Genomic DNA, 18,940 nt, shown 5'->3' on the forward strand with positions numbered 1-18,940 from the left:
TGAACAAGGAGACATCCATGAAGAAGCTTATCATCGCGGCAGCGATTGCCGCTCTTATCGCCGGCACGGCGCTTGCCGAGACCATCAAGGTCGGCGTCACGCCGGGCGAGCATGCCCAGATCATGGAGAAGGTGAAGGAAGTCGCGGCACCCAAGGGCCTCGACATCGAGATCCTCGAATTCTCCGACTACGTCGTTCCGAACCAGGCTCTGGCCGATGGCGATCTCAACGCCAACTCGTTCCAGCACCAGCCCTATCTCGACAACCAGATCGCCGATCGCGGCTTCGAGATCGTCAGCGTCGGCACCACGATTACCACGCCGATGGGTGTCTATTCGCAGAAGGTGAAGAGCCTCGACGAACTCCAGGACGGCGCGACGATCGCCATCCCGAACGACCCGACCAATGGCGGCCGCGCGCTGCTCGTTCTCGCCTCCAAGGGCCTGATCAAGGTCAAGGAAGAGGCCGGCCTGAAGGTCACGCCTGCCGACATCACCGAGAACCCGAAGAACATCACCTTCGCCGAGCTTGATGCCGCCCAGCTGCCGCGCTCGCTGCAGGACGTCGATGCGGCCGTCATCAACACCAACTACGCGATGGAAGCCGGCCTGCACCCGAAGAAGGACGCGATCGCGATCGAAGGCGAGAAGTCGCCCTATGCCAACGTCATCGCCGTGCGCAAGGCCGACAAGGATGCGCCGTGGGTGAAGACGCTGGTCGAATCCTACCACGACGAAAAGGTGAAGGCCTTCATCAACGACACCTTCAAGGGCGCGCTGATCCCGAGCTGGTAAGCTTCTGATCGAAACAGCAACCGCGCGCCGCATTCCGGCGCGCGGTTTTGCTTTGACCGTGCGTTCCGCGCGGTTATCCTCCCGACGCTTCGAGGAGGAGACGACATGAGTGTGATGAAAGGCGGCTGTCTCTGCGGCGCAATCCGCTACGAGGCGAAGGGGCAACCCCTCTATTCCGGCTTCTGCCATTGCCGCGATTGCCAGCGCACCACCGGAACCGGCCATTGCTGCTACATGATCTTCGATCGCGCGAACGTGGTAATGTCAGGCACCTGCCGCGGCTACGAAACACGCGCCGAAAACGGCAATGTGTCGGTCCGCTATTTCTGCGAAACCTGCGGCAGCCAGGTCTTCGGCTCCGGACCGCCTGACGATTGGCGCTGGTCGATCTATGCCGGTACGCTCGACGATCCCTCAGTGTTCCAGCCGACCGATGCGATATTCACCCGCAGCCGGCATGAATGGGACCGCAGCGCGTTGGCGCTGGATGAATGCGAGGCGCTGCCGGGGTAGCTGCAGCAGCAGGTTTGCCCCTCACCCTAGCCCTCTCCCCGCAGGCGGGGCGAGGGGACGTGCCCGACAGCGGCCGTCGTGCTGGAACCTTCGCTGCCGGTCGGGACCTGCTTGAAAGCGGCGGCCCAAATGCCGGAGCCTGATCTGTGATGAGACGGCGCCAGATCTCCCTTCGCCCGCTTGCGGGGAGAAGGTGCCGGCAGGCGGATGAGGGGCCTCCCTCACCGCGCGGATGAGGGGCGAAACCGCCGTTCAGCTACCGAGGTGGCGTTCGCCGCGCTTCTTCGCAAGCTCGATCTGCTTCTGGCGCTGGCGGTAGCGTTCGCGGTCCTCGTCTGTGCGGACCTCGTGGCAATGAATGCAGGAAACGCCGTCCTCGTGGTGCGGCGAGAGGAGATCGGCCTTGGTCAGCGGCTGGCGGCAGGCATGGCAGAGCGTGTGCTCGCCTTCTTCCAGACCATGGGTAACGGAGACGCGATCGTCGAAGACGAAGCAGGCGCCCTCCCAGAGGCTCTCTTCCTGCGGCACTTCCTCGAGATACTTCAGGATGCCGCCCTTGAGGTGGTAGACCTCGTCGAAGCCCTGTTCCTTCATGAAGGCGGTCGCCTTCTCGCAGCGGATGCCGCCGGTGCAGTACATGGCGATCTTCGGCTTGTTGTGCAGGCCGGTGTGGTTGCGCACCCAGTCCGGGAACTCGCGGAAGGTCTTGGTCTGCGGATCGACCGCGCCCTTGAAGATGCCGATCGCCGTCTCGTAGTCGTTTCGCGTGTCGATGACGATCGTCTCGGGATCGGAGATCAGCGCGTTCCAGTCTTTCGCATCGACGTAGGTACCAACGATCTTGTTGGGGTCGATGTTCTCGACACCCATGGTGACGATTTCCTTTTTCAGCCGCACCTTCATGCGCAGAAACGGCATCGAGGACGCGCGGCTTTCCTTGTGCTCCAATGCGACAAGCTCCGGCTGCGCGCGCAGGAAGGCAAGCACCGTGGCGATGCCGGCATCCGTGCCGGCGATCGTGCCGTTGATGCCCTCATGGGCGATGAGCAATGTGCCCTTGACGCCGTTCTCGTCGCAGACGGCCTGCAGCGGTTCGCGGAATTCGGCGAAGCGCGGGAAGCTTGCGAAATGATAGAGCGCGGCGACCAGAAACTGGCCGTGGGTCTCACCATGGGTCTCAGGGCGCGGGGTGGTGGAAATGTCGGTCATGGCCGGTGCAAATACAGCTTTCGCGCCGCGAGCGCAATCGCGGCAGGCGAGAGGGGCACTCTGTCGCGCCTTGGGCGGATACGCCGGGGTGGCTGTGCTAGCGCGCGGCGTCGAGCCAGAGCAGACGGATCGTCCGGCTCTCTTCGGCGGGCTGCTCCTGGAAGACCGTAGCTGCCAGTGTCAACGCGTCGTCTCGCAAGGTTTCCTGCCGGGCAATGACGGCGGCGATGAGATGGGCCTGGTCCTGGCTGTTGCCGGCCAGCGCCGGATCTTCGTTGATCAACTGGATCATGACGGCGAGATCGTTGAGGTGGCCGAGCGTGTCGACCAGCATCTTGGCCTCGCTGCGCTTGGCCTGGATAGCAGACGGCCAGGTGTCGCGCATAAGTCCCAGATGCATGCGGTAGTCCTGCGCCCGCTTGCGCAACTCGTGGAAGGCGCCGGCTTCGGTGCTCGAGCCGCAGGCTTCCTTGGCGCGGGCGGCGCGCTTGAGCGTCTGCTGCCAGCCTTTCGTCAGCCGGGCGGCGGTTCTGCGGCGACGATCGTCAAAAGAGACTTGCGCCAGTGCCTGCAGGGCGTGTTCACAAGTGACGATGGTTGCGGCAACGCGGTCCTCGATGTCGGTCTCGCAGGCAGCGATGCGGTCGCGGCGTTTCTCCAGCCGCTTGCAAATGTGAGTGAGAGCCTTCTCCTGTTCGACGCTGGCAGCCGATGCCCTCAGGTATTGAGCGTTTTCCACCAGCGCTGCCGCATCGCGGACGGTTGAGAGATTGCGGGCCATGTCGCGAATGCGCGTGTTTTCGTGCTTCTGGAATTGCGGCGCGTCGGCGGCAACGAGCCGATAGAGCGAACGCAGACGCTTGAAGTTCTTGCGGGCCTCATGGATGGCCTCATGGAGGCCATCAGGGCGGTCTTCGAGGGTCATGACCGCCTGCGTGAGTTGTTCGGCGGCAATGGCGCGGAAATCGTTGGTGAACGGCCGTCCGGGCCGGAAGGCGTAGGTCATGATTGGGGTTCCATCAGCCCCTCTGTGGCAAGTGCCTGGTTGGAATAACGGCGGTCGCCGGTGACTTCGCGGTCGATCCAATTGGGCAGCGCCGGCAAGTCGGTCTCGCGCTTCATCTCCACTTCGGCGACGACCAGGCCCTTGAGCGCGCCTTCGTAGACATCCACTTCCCAGACGAAGCCCCTGTATGGCACGCGATATCGTCGTTTCTCGATGACGATGCCGACCGCCTGCGTCAGCATCTCGCGAGCGTCGTCCATCGGTACATCGTATTCATATTCGTTTCTGACCAGCGCCGACTTGCCGATCTTGATGGTGAGGCGCGCCCACTTGTTGCCGTGGATGCGCACGCGCAGCGAGCGGTCGTCCATGGTGACGACATAGGCTTGCCTGAGGTCGATGCCCTTGTCCGCATGCTCTCGCCACGCGTCGGACGCGACCAGAAACTTGCGTTCTATTTCCTTCGCCATGGATAATCCGCCATTTCGATAGGCTCGCCGTCATCAAACTATCGCTTTCGTGCGAAGGCTCAAGTCATCTCTTTGTTGTAGGTAATATTTTATCTTCAGCTTACATGAGAATGCCGCACACTTGCGCCCTTGGGTCTCGACAACCGGTGGCCGGCGGAGTATGCGGAGGGCATATTCAATCGTTTTAAAAAGGACGATCGGCATGAGCGCGAAAACCGACAGGCTTCTTTCCATCCTCAAATTGCAGCCGGTCGTTCCGGTCCTCGTGATCGACGACGTCGCGACCGCCGTGCCGCTGGCGCGCGCTCTGGTTGCCGGCGGGTTGAGGGCGATCGAGATCACGCTGCGCACGCCGGCAGCGCTCGAAGCGATCAGCGCGGTTGCCAACGAAGTGGAAGGCGCGGTTGCCGGCGCCGGCACGATCCTCAATGCCGCGCAATTCGAAGCGGCTGTCGAAGCCGGCTCGAAGTTCATCGTCAGCCCCGGCACGACGCAGGAACTGATCGATGTCGCGAACGACCACGAAGTGCCGCTGCTGCCGGGTGCCGCGACGGCGAGCGAAGTCATGGGCCTGCGCGAAGAAGGCTACGACGTCATGAAGTTCTTCCCGGCGGAACAGGCCGGTGGTGCCGCCTATCTCAAGTCGCTGTCTTCGCCGCTGGCCGGCACGATGTTCTGCCCGACCGGCGGGATCTCGCTTTCCAACGCGCGCGACTATCTGACGCTGCCGAACGTCGTCTGCGTCGGCGGCTCCTGGGTCGCACCGAAGGATCTGGTCGCCAAGGGCGATTGGGCCGGCATCACCAAGCTTGCGGCCGAAGCCTTCGCCCTCAAGGGCTGAACGGGAAGCACTGTTTCTACATTTGAAGGCCGGGCGTAAGCCCGGCTTTTTTCGTTGGTCGCGGTGTTCTTCGTCACACGCGCCTGGCGCGAATTTGTATTTCCCCTGCAACGTTCCTATGTCTCAATCCATTCGACGGCGCGAGCGCGGGCGGCGCTCCGTTTCGTTTGATCTCAACCGCCCGGAACCGACAATCCAACCGACAAGGAGCGAAACCCGATGTTCGACGCGAAGAAATTGCTGGATCAGTTTCTGGGATCGCAGGTGCCCGGTGCCGGCGGCACGGTGCGCGATCGCGCGACCCAGGCGACGCAGCTTGCCAAGGACAATCCGCTGGCGACAGGCGCCATCGCCGCGGTCCTGCTCGGCACCAAGTCTGGTCGCCAGCTGGCCGGCAATGCCGCTGTGCTCGGTGGCCTCGCGGCCATCGCGGGTCTCGGTTACCAGGCCTACAAGAACTATCAGGCCGGCAACACGCCGGGAGGCGCAACCGTTGCCAAGGGGGAACCGGAACTCCTGCCGCCGCCGGCCGATTCCGGCTTCGCGTCTGCGCCGGAGGCCGTCAGCCACGACTTCGCGCTGACGCTGGTGCGGGCGATGATCGCGGCCTCGCGCGCTGACGGGCACATCGACGAGGCCGAGCGTCAGCACATCATGGACAAGCTGTCGGTCGCCGGCCTTTCGGCCGATGCCGCCGCCTTCCTCGAAAACGAGCTTGCCAATCCTGTCGATATCGACGCGATCGTCGGTGCGGCCAAGACGGAAGAAGAGCGCGTCGAGGTCTATACCGCATCGCGCCTGACGATCGAGCCGGAGACGCGTGCGGAGCGTGGCTATCTCGACCTGCTGGCCGGCCGCCTCGGCCTTCCGGATGCGCTGGTCGATCACATCGAAGCGACCGTTTCGGCCGCCAAGGTGCCGGCGACGGCCTAGCATCCTCGCCTGATCCTCATGGGTTCATAACCAGTTTGAATTTGTATCGGTCGCCACTCTGGCCTATTGCGAAGTGCAAGGGGTAACGGAGGAGCGGCCGATGCGTGATCTCAAGAACTGGAAAGGATGCCCGGCGCCGAAGGGCGTCGCGCTCGAAGGGCGCTTCGTCAAGCTCGAGCCCTATGAGCGTGACCGGCATCTTCAGGACCTCTGGGACGGTCTCGGCGGCATGGCGATCAATCCGCTGCTCAGGTATTTCACGCAGCCGGACTTCAAGGACATTGAAGGTTTTGATGCCTGGCTAACGGCGGCGCAGGAGAAGTCCGGTTGGGTCACCGAAGTGTTTCGCGACAAGGCGACGGGTATCGTCGTCGGCATGGCCAATTACATGCGTGCCGATCCCGCCAATGGCGTCGTTGAAGTCGGCTCTGTCGCCCATGGCGCCGCCATGGCCCGCTCACCGCTCTCGACCGAAGTCCATTACCTGATGGCGAAACACGTCTTCGAGGATCTCGGCTATCGCCGCTACGAATGGAAATGCCACAGCGAGAACATGGCAAGCCGCAACACGGCGGCGCGCCTCGGCTTTACGTTCGAGGGCATCTTCCGCCAGCACATGATCTCCAAGGGCGAAAACCGCGACACGGCCTGGTTCTCGATGATCGACAGCGAATGGCCGCTGCTCAATGCCGCATTCGAAACCTGGCTCGCAGCTGATAACTTCGACGAGGATGGTCGCCAGAAGCGGCGGCTTGAAGATATACGTGCGGACTTGGAGCGGAAGGCGTCCAAGTAGGCGCCCGACGTTCGGTCGCACCAGACAACAGCAGGGAAGTCATGCAGAACAAGGAAAAGTCACCGGCGATCGCCGCTGCGATCATTCTCGTCGTTGCCGGCCTCGGCTTCTTCGTGCTGCCGTCGATCATGCTGAAGCTTGGCGACATCTCGCCCTGGCTTGCCGCTGCCTTCGGCGTGATCTTCGTGCTCGGCTTCTTCCTGCTGTTCTGGCTGAGAGCCCGCTACCAGCGCAAGCGCGGGCTTTGACGATCGCTTCTGCTTAAGCCGCAGAGCGTCAGCTCTGCAGTGCCGCGCCGAGAAGAACCAATCCAAGCAACAGAACCAAGGCTGCACCGGCGATCTCGATGCCGTTCGAGATCCGGGCTGCGGCAGAGCTGCTTGAGGCGTAGCGCAGCGCAACGCCCTTGGCCGTGACGGCCATGGTCGCGAGGATCGAGACGGTGATCGCGGTGCCGATCGACATGGCGAAGACCGAGAGCACGCCGCCGAGATAGAGCCCGTTCAGGAGCGCGAAGGACAGCACGATCAGCGCGCCGGAGCAGGGCCGCAGCCCGACGGCGATAACGGCCGACCAGGCTTCCCGGAGCGCAAAACGATCGCCCTTCAGCATCGACGGATCGGGGGCGTGCGCATGCCCGCAGCTCGCGCAGACTTCGCCAGGGCCATGGCTGTGCCCATGGTGACCGCCGTGTTCGTGATGATGGTGATCGTGGTGATGATGGTCGTGATCGTGCGCGAGATGGATATGCCCGCCGCCGGCGATTGAGGCCACGGCGACCGGACGCAGCATCGACCGCAGCTTGCGCAGAAGCAGCCATCCGCCGAAAGCGGCAATGAGCGCGTAGCTGGCGATTTCCAGCCACCGCGTCGCCGTGGTCATGTTGATCGACGAACCGCGCAGCAGCAGATAGACGGCGCCGATCAAAAGGATCGCGACGATCCCCTGCAAGATCGAGGAAAGGAACGACAACATTACGCCGCGCTTCAGCTCGGTCTCGTTGGCGATCATGTAGGAGGAGATCACCGCCTTGCCGTGGCCGGGGCCGGCGGCATGAAGGACACCATAGGTGAAGGAGAGCCCGACCAGCGACCAGAGCTGCCAGGGGTTTTCCCGCATGCCCTTCAACGCGTTGGTCATCAACCGGTAGAAGCCCTGCTGCTCCATGTTCACCCAGGCGAAGAAACCGCCGAGGAAGCCGGTCGTCTTGAATGCAGGCTCGGCCGTGCCGATGCCGAGCGGCGACTGGGCCGCCGCAAGCGTTGCGGAGAGCGCCGTGACGATGAGCGCTGCCGTGACCAGACGTCCGATCCTGCGGGTGTTCAGCATGTGATCTCTATCCTGGTTGCAAAGAGCTTCGACATGTCCGTGCCGGTCGGATCGCTCCAGAAGGCATCGGTCAGCGTGTCCTTGTTCTCGGCGAGAACCTCGTCGGGATCGGGGCGGACAACCTTGTGTTCGCAGGCGTTGATCTTCTCGCCGACGACGGTCAGGTCGTTGTCGGTCGCGAAATCCATCGCCGTATACATGGTCGGATCATAGACGCCGAAGGAAAGCTTGCCCTTGAGCGGCATCGGCTCGGCCGGCTTGACGGCGAACATCATCATGAGCTGCCCGTCCTTGTAGTCGACGGTGATGCTGTCCGGCTTGTTGACCTTGATGGTTTTGCCGTTGTCGAGGATCGTCGTGTAGTAATTGTACTCAGACAGCGACTCCAGCACGGTCTGGCCGACTTCCGCCAGTTCGTCCGGATCGAGCATCGCATTCGAGTTCTTGTCGAAATCGAGCACCACGCTCGACGAAAACAGCTCGTCGAAACGCCAGACGTTTCGCAGTTCGCTGACTTCGGCCTTGTCGTCGGAGACCACCTCGAGCCGCGCTTCCGCGAAGATGTGCGGATGGGCAAGGGCCAGCGACGGCGCAAGCAGGGTGGCAAGGCCGGCCATGATGAGGCGTTTGGTTCTCATGAAACGGCAATCCTTTCGGCGGGGCGATCTCCCGCGATTCGTTTCCGGGAATGTACCGGAAATGGGACGGAATTGGGACTTGGCCGATCACATGCGCCGGCGGCAGCTTCGGTGATGCAGAGGCGGTCAGCGTGGCTTGCGGAACCAGGCATGCAGGAAATCGACCAGCGTCCTGACCTTGGCCGGCAAATAGCGGCGATGCGGATAGATCGCATAGATGCCGCGGTCGCGCGGCAGGAAATCGTCAAACATCGTCACGAGTTCGCCCGCCGCGATCTTCGGCCGGGCAATGAAATCGGGAATGACCGCGACGCCCATGCCGGAGACGGCGGCCCTCAGAGCGGCAAGCGGACTGTTGACCTCGATCGGGCCGCTGACCGGAACGGTGAAGGCCGAGCCGTCGGGCTCGACGAAGCGCCAGTTGGAATAGGAGCGGCCATTGGTGTCGAGAATGCAGGGGAGCTTGGAAAGATCGGTCGGGTGTTCGATCGGGCCGGATTTCTCAAGAAACTCCGGCGCGGCGCAGATCAGCACCTGGAAATCGTCGAGCTTGCGGGCGATAAGCGTGGAATCCTCCAGTCGCGTTATGCGGATGGCAGCGTCGAAGCCTTCCTCGACGAGATCGACGAAGCGGTCGTCCGAGACGATCTCCAGCGAGAGCTCAGGATGCTGCTTGCCGAAGTCGATGAGCGACTGGCCGATCTCGGCATCGACGAAAGTGCGCGGCGCCGTGATGCGCAGCCGTCCCTTCAGGTCGGAGTTGTTGGCGCGCACGAGATCGGCAAGGTTGTCGATCTCCTTCAGGATTTCCGAGGCGGTGCGGTAGTAGGTATGGCCGGCTTCGGTCAGCGAGAATTGCCGGGTGGTGCGGTTGAGCAGCAGCGCGCCGAGCTCGTCCTCGAGTTCGCGCACATATTTCGAAAGTAGCGCCTTCGACTTGCCGACGCGCCTGGCGGCGGCCGAGAACCCCTCGGCGTCCACGACGTCGATGAAGGCGCGGATGCGGGTGAGTGTGTCCATGGCAATCTTTCTTTCGTGCTCTCAATCGCGTTGCGCCGATTCGATGCGAACGCCTCTTTTCGCGCCGAGGATGCCGACGGCAGATTGTCCGTCGCTTGCGCCTGATGCACCGGTTTCGGCGGATACCGGCGCATGCTGAAAATAATGACCCTTTTCAATAATTTACAGCAGTGATCGATCCGGCGCAGATCGTTCAATGTTTGTGAACACCGCCAGTTTTGCCTGCTTGGAAAAAAATTCAACTGCCAGTGCGAAAAAACTCTTGATTGCGACAGGCTTTTTTCTTACCTACGCCCTTGCCCAAAGTCGCACGTGCCTGTGGGTGTCCGCCGACCCTCGATTAGGTGAGGGTATCGGTAAGGTACCTGGAACTAACCCCTCCAGTCGCTATTCCGGCCAACCGGGAAATGCGAGGACATCTTGAAGCAACGACGGTGCGGGCCTTTCTGGTGTCTGCCGGCTTTCCAACAGCCGGGGTTACTGAAGAGGCACACCTTCATTGCCGGAAGTGCGGTTGGGTTATCCCCTCCAATCCATGGCAGACAAAGCCGAATTGAAGCCTAGGCGGGCTTTGATTCACCGTTCGCGCATCGAGCGCATGCATGGTTCCGGGGTCTCCACCGGCTGGTTCCAGCGCATGTGCGCGTATGCCCTTTGTCCTCCGCGAAAGCGGAGCATTTTGGATCAGGGGAATATGGCCATGACCACGGCACGCATCATCGACTTCATCAACACCCGACGACCCGAAGGCCCATGCCTCGTTGTCGACCTCGACGTCGTGCGCGACAACTTCAAGGCCTTCCGTCACGCGCTGCCCGACAGCTCGATCTATTACGCCGTCAAGGCCAATCCGGCGCCGGAAATCCTGCGCCTTCTCGCCGGTCTCGGCTCCTCCTTCGATTGCGCGTCCGTCGCTGAAATCGAAATGGCGCTCGATGCCGGTGCGACCCCGAGCCGCATTTCCTATGGCAACACCATCAAGAAGGAGCGCGACATTGCCCGCGCCCATGCGCTTGGGGTCAATTTGTTCGCGGTCGACAGCCATGAGGAAGTCGAGAAGATCGCCCGTGCCGCTCCCGGCGCCCGTGTGTTCTGCCGCGTTCTGACCAATGGCGAAGGCGCCGAATGGCCGCTGTCGCGCAAGTTCGGCTGCGTCCCGCAGATGGCCGTCGACGTGCTCGTCTATGCCCATCAGCATGGCCTCGTCTCCTACGGCGTCTCGTTCCATGTCGGTTCGCAGATGACGAAGCTCGACGCCTGGGATGCGGCTCTCTCGGATGCCAAGCGCGTCTTCGTGCAGCTTGCCAAGCGCGGCATCGAGTTGAAGATGGTCAACATGGGTGGGGGCTTCCCGACGAAGTACCTGAAGGACGTCCCGACGGCGGAAGCCTACGGCCAGGCGATCTTCGGTGCCCTGAAGAAGCACTTCGGCAACAACATCCCGGAGACCATCATCGAGCCCGGTCGCGGCATGGTCGGCAACGCCGGCGTGATCAAGGCGGAAGTCGTTCTGGTGTCGAAGAAGTCGGACAACGACGCCCATCGCTGGGTGTTCCTCGACATCGGCAAGTTCGGCGGTCTCGCCGAAACCATGGACGAGGCGATCCGCTACCCGATCCGCACGGCGCGCGATGCCGACGAAATGGAGCCTTGCGTACTCGCCGGCCCGACCTGCGATTCGGCTGACGTGCTCTACGAGAAGAACATGTATCCGCTGCCGATCACGCTTTCGATCGGCGACGAGGTTCTGATCGAAGGCACCGGCGCCTACACGACGACCTACTCGGCCGTCGCCTTCAACGGCTTCGAGCCGCTGAAGGCCTACGTAATCTGATCCGGATTGCTCCCGTCTTCGGGCGGGAGCGCCATTTCACAATTTTTGTTCGGTCCGCCTGAAGCGGTTTTGATGACGGGAGGCCCCGATGGCCGCTGTTGTTGACGCCCTGCGCGCATTCTTTGCGCCCACTACATTTGTAATCGATGCCGAAAATCCGGGCGACGTCGTCGCGCGCGAGAACCTGCTCGACGGTGCCATGGGGCCGGAGCGGCGCCGCAAGTCGTCGGAAAAGCTGCGCAGTGGCCGGCTGCCGGCCGAGGGCCTCGCCTTCGTCGCGCGTGATATCGACGGTCATGTGATTGGTACCGTTCGCCTGTGGAACGTCGAAGCCGGTGTCAACCGCGAAGGCCATGCCCTGCCGGCATTGCTGCTCGGTCCGCTCGCGGTCGATCCTGATCATGAGGGCAAGGGCATCGGCGCCATGCTGATGCGGGCGGCGATCGAAGAGGCCAAGAACCGCGGCCATGGCGCGATCCTGCTCGTGGGCGACGCCGCCTATTACGAGCGCTTCGGCTTCTTCGCGAGCCGCACGCAGCACCTCGTCATGCCCGGCCCGTTTGAGCGCAGCCGGTTCCTGGCGCTCGAGCTTCGGGACAACTGGCTTGAGGGCGCTGCCGGCCTGATCGTCGCCAGCGGCCGTAAGCTGACGATGCCGCCGGTCCGCCGCGTGGCTTGAGACCCCTTTCCGCCTCCAACCCTGCGGAGGCGGATTTTTCGCTGCTCCCTCGCTGGTCCGATGCGACCGGTGAGGGGGCAGACGCCTCATGGGCCGCGCGCTCTCTCCCGATGATTTCCTGATCTTCCTTGACAACGCGGTGTCGCTGACCTGTCCTTGCGGACAAGGACTCGTTGCAAGTGCATGGAAATCTCCCGCATGGATCCGTTCATTCTCGGGGCAGCGACCCTGCTGCCCTTTCTGCTGACATCCTTCATCATCGAACTGACGCCCGGGCCGAACATGGCCTACCTCGCCATGGTTGCGGCTTCGGAGGGGCGTCGGCCCGGCATGGCGACCGTTGCCGGCGTCGCGCTCGGCCTGGCACTCGTGGGCTTCGCCGCCTCCTTCGGGGTTGCCGAGTTTGTCGGTCAGTCGGACATGCTCTACGGCGCACTTCGCTGGGCTGGGGTCGGCTTCCTGCTCTATCTTGCCTTCGACGCCTGGAACGGCGACGGCGAGGAGGCCGGTCCGAGCGGCAAGCCGGCATCCTTCTATTTTCAACGTGGCCTGATCACCAATCTGCTCAATCCGAAGGCGGCCCTGTTCTTCGTCACCGTCCTGCCGACCTTCGTTGACGACGCGCGGCCGCTGTTGCCACAGAACCTGACGCTTGCTGCGATCTATGTGGGCGTTGCGACTGCGGTGCATGCCGCGATCGTGCTTCTGGCAGGTGCATTGGAGCCGGTCCTCAACTCGCCGTCACGCGAACGCCTGGTGCGGCGCGTGCTCGCACTGATGCTCGCGGCCGTGGCGCTCTGGTTCGGCTGGTCGACGCGACGCTAGGTGCCCGGCAAAAGGACCGACTAGGCGGCGTTTTTTTCCGTGCGGGCGTCGTAGCAGACAAAGGCAAGCTTGTTGCCGTCCGGGTCGCGCACATAGGCTGCGTAGAAGCCGTCTCCGTATTGCGGGCGGAAGCCCGGCTTTCCCTCTTCGCTACCGCCGCGCTCCATAGCGATTTCGAACAACCGGTCGATCAGCCCGGCGCTTTCCACCAGGAAGGCCGTCATGGCGCCGTTGCCGACCGAGGCGGGACGCGTGTCGAAGGGGTAGCAGGCGAAGAAGCGCGGCGCCTTGTCGTCGTCCGTTCGGCCCCATGAGGAAACCTGCTCGTCGCAATAGCAACGTTCCTGGCCGATCAGCGTCATCAGCGGATCATAGAAACGCTCTGCGCGTTTCAGGTCCGCCGTCCCAACCATGGTGTAGCCGATCATGCCTGTCTCCTCGCCTTGCCCGTCTCGGTGGCAAGTCGTCTCACACCTGCTCCAGGCACGCAACAGTGGCAATCGGGATTAGAAGGAGCCACCGATACGCGCAACGATGGTGTTCGCGCTGTGTTGCCGTGGATCGCATGTGCCTCAAGACGAGAAGCGGATGGTGTCCTCGACGCCGTCCGCTTTTTTTGTGCGTGCGTTACTGCCCCTTGAGAAAGGCGCGGCCGCGTTCGGACAGGCGATAGCCGACGGCTAGGCTTTCGGTGAGGCCGAGTTCCTTCAGTTTGCGGATGCGCGTCTTGAGTTTCAGTTTTTCCATGCCGATGGCGGCGCTCAATTCCGTGGCGGTGGTTCCGTCGCAGGCAGCGATCAGCGTGAGCACCGGTATCGTCCAGGCCATGCCCGCGCTGCGGTCGAAGTCATCGAGCTTGCGGCCGATCTCTGCCCGTTCTTCGCTGCCGAAGTCGGACATTTCCCGCAGCGTGATGCGCGGATCGTCGCCGGCTCGGTGGAAGGCGATGCGATAGCAGCGGCCCTCGCGGCGAGCGGCAAGCTCTTTCAAGAGAGCGCCGAGGTCGGCAAAGCCGGCCTTGCGCGCGTCGCCGTCGGTGATTGCGCCTTCCTCGATCTCGTCGACGGCATCGATGGCGAGAACGCCGACTGCGGTGCGCAGCGTACCACCGGCCCTGACCGTCGGCTTCGTCCAGCGTCGGAAGGCCAAGGTCTCACGTCGCCGCTGGCGATGGCTGCGAGCACGTGCTGACGAAACAGCATTTCAGGCGGTGGCGCGGCGATAGAGGGCGAGCGAGCCGGCGAGCGCCAGTAGCGCGCCGCCACAGAGTCTATCGAGCCAGACGGCGCCGGAGTGCTTGAGGAAGGCCGCGGCCTGTGCACCGAGCAGCGCGTAACCGAACATCACGGCAAGATCGACCGAGGCGAAGACGAATGTCAGGGTGGCATATTGTGGTGCTTGCGGCGCCGCGGCGTCGATGAACTGCGGCAGGAAGGCGGTGAAGAACAGGTAGCCCTTCGGGTTGGTGACGGCGACGAGGAAGCTCTTGACGAAGATGGCGACAGCGGAAACGGGATGACCGGAGCCGCTTGCCTCGGTTGCGACCTGGATCGTCCCTTTCGACCGCAACAGCATGATGCCGAGAAAGGCGAGGTAGGCGGCGCCCAGCCATTTGACGACGGTAAACCAGAATTCGGAGGCGGCGAGCAGGGCGCCGAGACCGAGTGCGACGGCGCCGATCAGCACGAAATCGGAGAGCACGGCGCCGAGCATGCCGGCGATTGCGCGCTTCACGCCATAACGCGAGCCGTTGGTGAGCGCGAGCAGAACCGTCGGGCCCGGTGTCGCGATGCCGATGAAGGCAACCAGCGCGAATGCGAGTATCGTCATGTCGGTCATGATGTCCTCCCTCGTTGTCTCCCGCGCCGTAGTCGTCCCACAGCTTTTGCGCGTGCGCAATCGTCTTTTGCGCCTGCACGATCGCCGCTCTTCCGGGCCAAGTTTGACAGTCGAGACGGCATCCCCTATGGAAACGGCAGGGTGAAGGTCCCTGCCGTCCGCGAGCGTCATGCTTTGGTGAAGTCCTTCTTCGAGACACGGTCAGCCGAAACGGCATGCGAACCGGTGGCAATGCGGGCTCCCATCTCCAAGGAATGCATGCCGCTGCAGGAGACCCTCTCATGACGCGCGGAACAACCACGCTTCCCTCACTCGATGCCCTGAAAGATCAGGCCAGGCGCCTGCGTACCCGCCTTGCTGCCGAAGGCGAAACCATCGGCCATTCCCGCTCGCTTGAATTGATCGCCGCGCAATACGGCTTTCGCGACTGGAACACGCTGCATGCCTCCGTCGGCAACCGGCCGCCCTTCAATCCCTGGATGCTGGGCTCGCGGGTGAAGGGGCGCTATCTCGGCCAGGCTTTCGAAGGCGAGATCCTGTCGGTGCAGGCGCTGACGGCGCAGCCGGGGCGCTATCGCCTGACGATGAAATTCGACGAACCGATCGACGTCGTCACCTTCGAAAGCTTCTCGGCCTTCCGTCAACGGGTCACTGCGACGGTGGATGAGACGGGTCGGACGATCGAAAAAACCTCGAACGGGCTTCCTCAACTCGAACTCGAATGGTGAAACTGGCGCCGGTCGGGCTTTGCGATGCGGATGAGCCCGCTTCCGGTCCGTGCAACGGCTTCCGATCAACGTCCCCGAAGCGCTGCTTCCGGGGACGTTTTCGTTCCAGGGCAGATGGGAGTTGCGGCGTTAAGCGATCGGTCCCTTGGGTCCCTGCGCAAGAGCGCTCGATTCGAGGTTAGTTGCGAATGAGTTGCATTTGCATTATTGATGTAGCTGCAAATGATTTGCAAAAGCATGTGGCGCATTGCTGACCTATGCCATCGCAGCGCGGCGCGTGGCTTATCCGATCGAGAGAGGGGCCAAAAATGGACAAGCCGACGAGACCAGACCTGCTCCGAAGGCGGAGCCTTCTGATGGGCGGGCTGGCGGCGGCGGGCGGGACCGCGATCTGCACCAGCGCCACCTTGGGCCAACAGCAGGCGAGCCATGCCGGTCATGCTGCGCCGGCGGGGGCGGCCGCCCAGGATCCGATGCCCGCCATGGGGCATGGGGCGATGATGACGATCGGCGATGTCGACAGCACCGTCAACGGTTTCGACCCGACCGACATGCTGACCGATTGGGAGACCGGTACGGTCTCGATGCTGCCGGATGGACGAACGCTCAGGACCTTCGAGATGACCGCGCAGGATCGCGACATCGAAATCGCGCCCGGCATCACCTTTCCGGCCTGGACCTATAATGGCCGCGTGCCGGGGCCAGCACTTCGGGCAAAGGAGGGCGAGCGTCTGCGGATCGTCTTTCGCAACTACGCATCTCATCCCCACTCGATCCACTTTCATGGCATTCATGCCGCGCGCATGGATGGCGTGCCGGGTGCCGGCATGGTCGATCCCGGCGATGAGTTCATTTACGAGTTCGACGCCAAGCCGTTTGGCTGCCACCTCTATCATTGCCATGCGATGCCGCTGCGCCGACATATCCACAAGGGCATGTATGGCGCCTTCGTCATCGACCCCGATCCCGAGCGCCGGCCGGAACATGTGGACGTCGCCCGCTCCCGACTGCTCGGCACGCCGGAGAATGCCGGCTGGCAGGAACTGGTGATGGTGATGAACGCCTTCGACACCAATTTCGATGCCGAAAACGAATTCTATGCGGTCAACACTGTCGCTCACGCCTTCATGAAGCGGCCGATCCGGATCGTGAAAGACAAGCCGGTACGCATCTATCTGGTCAATGTCATCGAGTTCGACCCGATCAACTCGTTTCACCTGCACGCCAATTTCTTCGATTATTACGATCAGGGCACGACGTTGACGCCAACATTAAAAACCGTCGATCTCATCACCCAGTGCCAGGCACAGCGCGGCATCCTCGAATTCACCTTCGCCGAGCATGAGCCCGGTCTTTACATGTTCCACCCGCATCAGACCGAGTTTACCGAGCTCGGCTGGGTCGGCATGTTCGATGTGGTGGAGGCGCTGGCATGAACGAGACCCTGCCGAGAGCTGCGATCCGCGCGGCAAAGACCAACCTGGTGTGGCTGGCGCTGCCTCTCATCGCCTTTGCCATTGCTGTTGCCTGGATTCTATCGGCGGATCCGTTGTCAGGATTTCGCAATGGTGCGCCGCCTATCGAAAACCTGACTTTCGAAAGGACCGTGCTCGACGATAGCGGCCTTCGTCTCCTTGTTCGCGCCGGTGGATCCGAACCGATGACAGTGGCGCAGGTTCAGGTGGACGACGCCTATTGGCAATTCACCCAGGATCCGTCGGGGCCGATCGCGCGGGGCAGGGCAGCGTGGCTGAACCTGCCGTTCCCATGGATGCTGGGCGAGGCGCATGCCGTGAAGGTGGTGAGCAATACCGGGGCCACGTTTGCTCACGACATTGCCGTCGCCGTGCCGACGCCGCAGGCAACGACAGGCCAACTGCGACTGCAGGCGCTGGTCGGCATCATCGTCGGTATCGTGCCGGTGGCCGTCGGCCTGATGTTCTACCCGGTGCTGCGCGGCGTCGGTCGCGACGGCATGGCCTTCCTGCTGTCGCTGACGATCGGCTTGCTCGGCTTCCTGTTTGTCGATGCGAGTGCAGAAGCGCTCGAACTTGCCGGCGAGGCGGCCGCGATCTTCCAAGGGCCGGTCATGGTGGTGCTGGCGGCCTTAAGCAGTTTCCTTCTGCTGATGGCGATCGGGCGGCGAAGCGGTGCGCCGGCCGGGCTTGCGCTTTCCACTTACATCGCGCTCGGGATCGGCCTGCACAATCTCGGCGAGGGGCTGGCGATTGGTGCCGCTTTTGCGGCGGGGTCGGCTGGGCTCGGTACCTTCCTGGTGCTGGGCTTTGCGCTCCACAACGTCACCGAGGGCATCGGCATTGCCGCTCCGATCCTGAAAAAGAGGCCATCCATCTGGACGTTCGTCGGGCTGACGCTGCTTGCCGGCAGTCCGGCGGTGATCGGCATGTGGCTCGGAAGCCTTGCGACCTCGGCGCAGTGGTCGGCGTTGGCGCTAGCGGTTGGTGCAGGGGCGATCCTGCAGGTGATCGTCGAAGTCGGCGCCTATCTGATGCGACAAAGCGAGCGCGGGCGCGACGTGTTCCTGACGCCGCCGGTTCTGGCCGGTCTCGCGACCGGCGCCGCCTTCATGTATGTCACCGCCGCGCTGGTGAAGATCTGAAGCGGGAGCGGGTCTGACGCGGGCGCAGATGGATCAGACGATCGTCTGGTCCATCTCTGCCGCCGGCACCTCGTCGACACGGTGAATGCGCACCACCGTTGCCGGCACGCCCGCGACCGTGGTGCGCGGCGGCACGGACTTCAGTACGACGCTGCCGGCCGCGACCTTGCTGTAGGCTCCGACCTCGATATTGCCGAGGATCTTGGCGCCGGCGCCGATCATCACGCCTTGGCGGATTTTTGGATGCCGATCGCCGGTTTCCTTGCCGGTGCCGCCGAGCGTGACGTTCTGAAGGATCGAAACCTGGTCTTCGATCACGGAGGTCTCGCCGATGACGATGCCGGATCCATGGTCGAGCATCACCGCCTTGCCGATGCGGGCGGCCGGGTGGATATCGGGGCCGAAGACAAGCGAGGCGAGGCTCGAGAGCCAGTTGGCGATGTCCTCGCGGCCATCGGTCCAGAGCCGATGGGCGGCGCGATAGGTCTGCAGCGCCTGGAAGCCCTTGAGATTGAGGAGGACATGCAGCAGTCCCGGGCAGGCGGGATCACGTTCCATCACCGCCTGCAAGTCCGCTTCGGCAGCGCGCAGAGCTTCTGCATCGGCTTCGAAGACGTCCGAAAGCAGCTGCGCCAGCGATCGTTCGTCGACGCGGGCAACGGAAAGGCGGGAGGCGAGAACACCTGCGAGCACAGCCGCATCCGACCGCACCTCGGTGATCGGCCGCAGGGTTTGCTCCATGACCGGCTCGCGCATGGCGAGCGCCCGGGCTTCCGCACGGATGCGGTTCCAGACTTCGCCGTCCGCCAGAGGCACGACGGCCGAATCAGCATAGAGTGGAGCTTCTGCGCCTGCGGTCATTGTTT

At 63.0% G+C, this 18,940-nt stretch carries 22 protein-coding genes; 12 read left to right on the forward strand and 10 right to left on the reverse strand.

Going from position 1 to position 18,940, the window contains the following annotated elements; genetic code table 11:
• The first annotated feature begins 17 nt into the window (after positions 1 to 17).
• On the forward strand, positions 18 to 794 hold the full coding sequence (locus ACTJKM_RS02730; RefSeq protein ID WP_058326866.1) for a MetQ/NlpA family ABC transporter substrate-binding protein: 777 nt from the start codon (positions 18 to 20) through the stop codon (positions 792 to 794).
• 105 nt (positions 795 to 899) lie between these two features.
• Positions 900 to 1,307, forward strand: a complete 408-nt coding sequence (locus tag ACTJKM_RS02735) for a GFA family protein (protein WP_063891571.1) — start codon at positions 900 to 902, stop codon at positions 1,305 to 1,307.
• A 252-nt stretch (positions 1,308 to 1,559) separates the two neighbouring features.
• On the opposite strand, the gene trhO is transcribed toward ACTJKM_RS02735, so the two are convergent.
• The 3 genes from trhO to ACTJKM_RS02750 form a co-directional block, all read right to left on the reverse strand.
• The gene (gene trhO / locus ACTJKM_RS02740) at positions 1,560 to 2,516 is read right to left on the reverse strand and encodes an oxygen-dependent tRNA uridine(34) hydroxylase TrhO (protein ID WP_058325276.1); all 957 of its coding nucleotides are present in this window, start codon (positions 2,514 to 2,516) and stop codon (positions 1,560 to 1,562) included.
• A 97-nt stretch (positions 2,517 to 2,613) separates the two neighbouring features.
• Complete coding sequence (locus tag ACTJKM_RS02745; protein ID WP_058326865.1) at positions 2,614 to 3,522, reverse strand: CHAD domain-containing protein; 909 nt, start codon at positions 3,520 to 3,522, stop codon at positions 2,614 to 2,616.
• Complete coding sequence (locus ACTJKM_RS02750; RefSeq protein WP_058326864.1) at positions 3,519 to 3,992, reverse strand: CYTH domain-containing protein; 474 nt, start codon at positions 3,990 to 3,992, stop codon at positions 3,519 to 3,521. The genes ACTJKM_RS02745 and ACTJKM_RS02750 overlap by 4 nt, the downstream gene beginning before the upstream one ends.
• Positions 3,993 to 4,194: 202 nt before the next feature.
• Here ACTJKM_RS02750 and ACTJKM_RS02755 point away from each other — a divergent pair, with 202 nt between their 5' ends.
• The 4 genes from ACTJKM_RS02755 to ACTJKM_RS02770 all read left to right on the forward strand — a co-directional run bounded on the left by ACTJKM_RS02755 (position 4,195) and on the right by ACTJKM_RS02770 (position 6,810).
• Positions 4,195 to 4,833 (forward strand): 2-dehydro-3-deoxy-phosphogluconate aldolase, encoded by a 639-nt coding sequence (locus tag ACTJKM_RS02755; protein ID WP_058326863.1) that lies wholly within the window; start codon positions 4,195 to 4,197, stop codon positions 4,831 to 4,833.
• A 219-nt stretch (positions 4,834 to 5,052) separates the two neighbouring features.
• Complete coding sequence (locus ACTJKM_RS02760; RefSeq protein ID WP_058326862.1) at positions 5,053 to 5,766, forward strand: tellurite resistance TerB family protein; 714 nt, start codon at positions 5,053 to 5,055, stop codon at positions 5,764 to 5,766.
• Positions 5,767 to 5,866: 100 nt separating this feature from the next.
• The gene (locus tag ACTJKM_RS02765) at positions 5,867 to 6,562 is read left to right on the forward strand and encodes a GNAT family N-acetyltransferase (RefSeq protein WP_058325271.1); all 696 of its coding nucleotides are present in this window, start codon (positions 5,867 to 5,869) and stop codon (positions 6,560 to 6,562) included.
• A gap of 41 nt (positions 6,563 to 6,603) precedes the next feature.
• A complete protein-coding gene (locus ACTJKM_RS02770; protein WP_034786975.1) occupies positions 6,604 to 6,810 on the forward strand; it encodes a hypothetical protein in 207 nt (68 codons plus the stop codon).
• A gap of 28 nt (positions 6,811 to 6,838) precedes the next feature.
• On the opposite strand, the gene ACTJKM_RS02775 is transcribed toward ACTJKM_RS02770, so the two are convergent.
• The 3 genes from ACTJKM_RS02775 to ACTJKM_RS02785 all read right to left on the reverse strand — a co-directional run bounded on the left by ACTJKM_RS02775 (position 6,839) and on the right by ACTJKM_RS02785 (position 9,549).
• Positions 6,839 to 7,891, reverse strand: coding sequence for a nickel/cobalt transporter (locus ACTJKM_RS02775; protein WP_057254563.1), 1,053 nt, complete (start codon positions 7,889 to 7,891; stop codon positions 6,839 to 6,841).
• On the reverse strand, positions 7,885 to 8,529 hold the full coding sequence (locus ACTJKM_RS02780) for a DUF1007 family protein (RefSeq protein ID WP_058325269.1): 645 nt from the start codon (positions 8,527 to 8,529) through the stop codon (positions 7,885 to 7,887). Before ACTJKM_RS02780 ends, ACTJKM_RS02775 begins: the two co-directional genes overlap by 7 nt.
• Before the next feature lie 126 nt (positions 8,530 to 8,655).
• Positions 8,656 to 9,549: a LysR family transcriptional regulator gene (locus ACTJKM_RS02785; RefSeq protein WP_057254565.1), complete on the reverse strand. Its 894-nt coding sequence runs from the start codon at positions 9,547 to 9,549 to the stop codon at positions 8,656 to 8,658.
• Positions 9,550 to 10,243: 694 nt separating this feature from the next.
• Here ACTJKM_RS02785 and odc2 point away from each other — a divergent pair.
• The 3 genes from odc2 (at position 10,244) to ACTJKM_RS02800 (ending at position 12,887) form a co-directional block, all read left to right on the forward strand.
• Entirely contained in the window at positions 10,244 to 11,383 is a 1,140-nt protein-coding gene (gene odc2, locus ACTJKM_RS02790) for an ornithine/lysine decarboxylase (protein WP_234793116.1), read from the forward strand.
• An 88-nt stretch (positions 11,384 to 11,471) separates the two neighbouring features.
• Positions 11,472 to 12,062 (forward strand): GNAT family N-acetyltransferase, encoded by a 591-nt coding sequence (locus ACTJKM_RS02795; protein WP_058326861.1) that lies wholly within the window; start codon positions 11,472 to 11,474, stop codon positions 12,060 to 12,062.
• A gap of 198 nt (positions 12,063 to 12,260) precedes the next feature.
• On the forward strand, positions 12,261 to 12,887 hold the full coding sequence (locus ACTJKM_RS02800; RefSeq protein WP_057254567.1) for a LysE family translocator: 627 nt from the start codon (positions 12,261 to 12,263) through the stop codon (positions 12,885 to 12,887).
• A 20-nt stretch (positions 12,888 to 12,907) separates the two neighbouring features.
• On the opposite strand, the gene ACTJKM_RS02805 is transcribed toward ACTJKM_RS02800, so the two are convergent.
• From ACTJKM_RS02805 to ACTJKM_RS02815, 3 genes are all read right to left on the reverse strand, one after another.
• Complete coding sequence (locus ACTJKM_RS02805; protein WP_058326860.1) at positions 12,908 to 13,315, reverse strand: VOC family protein; 408 nt, start codon at positions 13,313 to 13,315, stop codon at positions 12,908 to 12,910.
• A gap of 199 nt (positions 13,316 to 13,514) precedes the next feature.
• Positions 13,515 to 14,036, reverse strand: coding sequence for a hypothetical protein (locus tag ACTJKM_RS02810; protein ID WP_440659915.1), 522 nt, complete (start codon positions 14,034 to 14,036; stop codon positions 13,515 to 13,517).
• Positions 14,037 to 14,090: 54 nt separating this feature from the next.
• Positions 14,091 to 14,726: a LysE family translocator gene (locus ACTJKM_RS02815; RefSeq protein ID WP_058325264.1), complete on the reverse strand. Its 636-nt coding sequence runs from the start codon at positions 14,724 to 14,726 to the stop codon at positions 14,091 to 14,093.
• Between the two features lie 281 nt (positions 14,727 to 15,007).
• On the opposite strand from ACTJKM_RS02815, the gene ACTJKM_RS02820 reads away from it, so the two are divergent.
• The 3 genes from ACTJKM_RS02820 (at position 15,008) to ACTJKM_RS02830 (ending at position 18,074) form a co-directional block, all read left to right on the forward strand.
• Positions 15,008 to 15,454, forward strand: coding sequence for a glyoxalase superfamily protein (locus tag ACTJKM_RS02820; RefSeq protein WP_057254571.1), 447 nt, complete (start codon positions 15,008 to 15,010; stop codon positions 15,452 to 15,454).
• 308 nt (positions 15,455 to 15,762) lie between these two features.
• A complete protein-coding gene (locus tag ACTJKM_RS02825) occupies positions 15,763 to 16,890 on the forward strand; it encodes a multicopper oxidase domain-containing protein (RefSeq protein WP_110880178.1) in 1,128 nt (375 codons plus the stop codon).
• A complete protein-coding gene (locus tag ACTJKM_RS02830; RefSeq protein WP_440659916.1) occupies positions 16,887 to 18,074 on the forward strand; it encodes a ZIP family metal transporter in 1,188 nt (395 codons plus the stop codon). Before ACTJKM_RS02825 ends, ACTJKM_RS02830 begins: the two co-directional genes overlap by 4 nt.
• A gap of 33 nt (positions 18,075 to 18,107) precedes the next feature.
• Here the strand turns inward: ACTJKM_RS02830 and cysE are convergent, their stop codons facing one another.
• Complete coding sequence (cysE, locus tag ACTJKM_RS02835; RefSeq protein WP_113513267.1) at positions 18,108 to 18,935, reverse strand: serine O-acetyltransferase; 828 nt, start codon at positions 18,933 to 18,935, stop codon at positions 18,108 to 18,110.
• Positions 18,936 to 18,940: the final 5 nt, after the last annotated feature.

The organism is Ensifer sp. 22460, from assembly GCF_052044935.1.
Lineage (GTDB): Bacteria > Pseudomonadota > Alphaproteobacteria > Rhizobiales > Rhizobiaceae > Ensifer.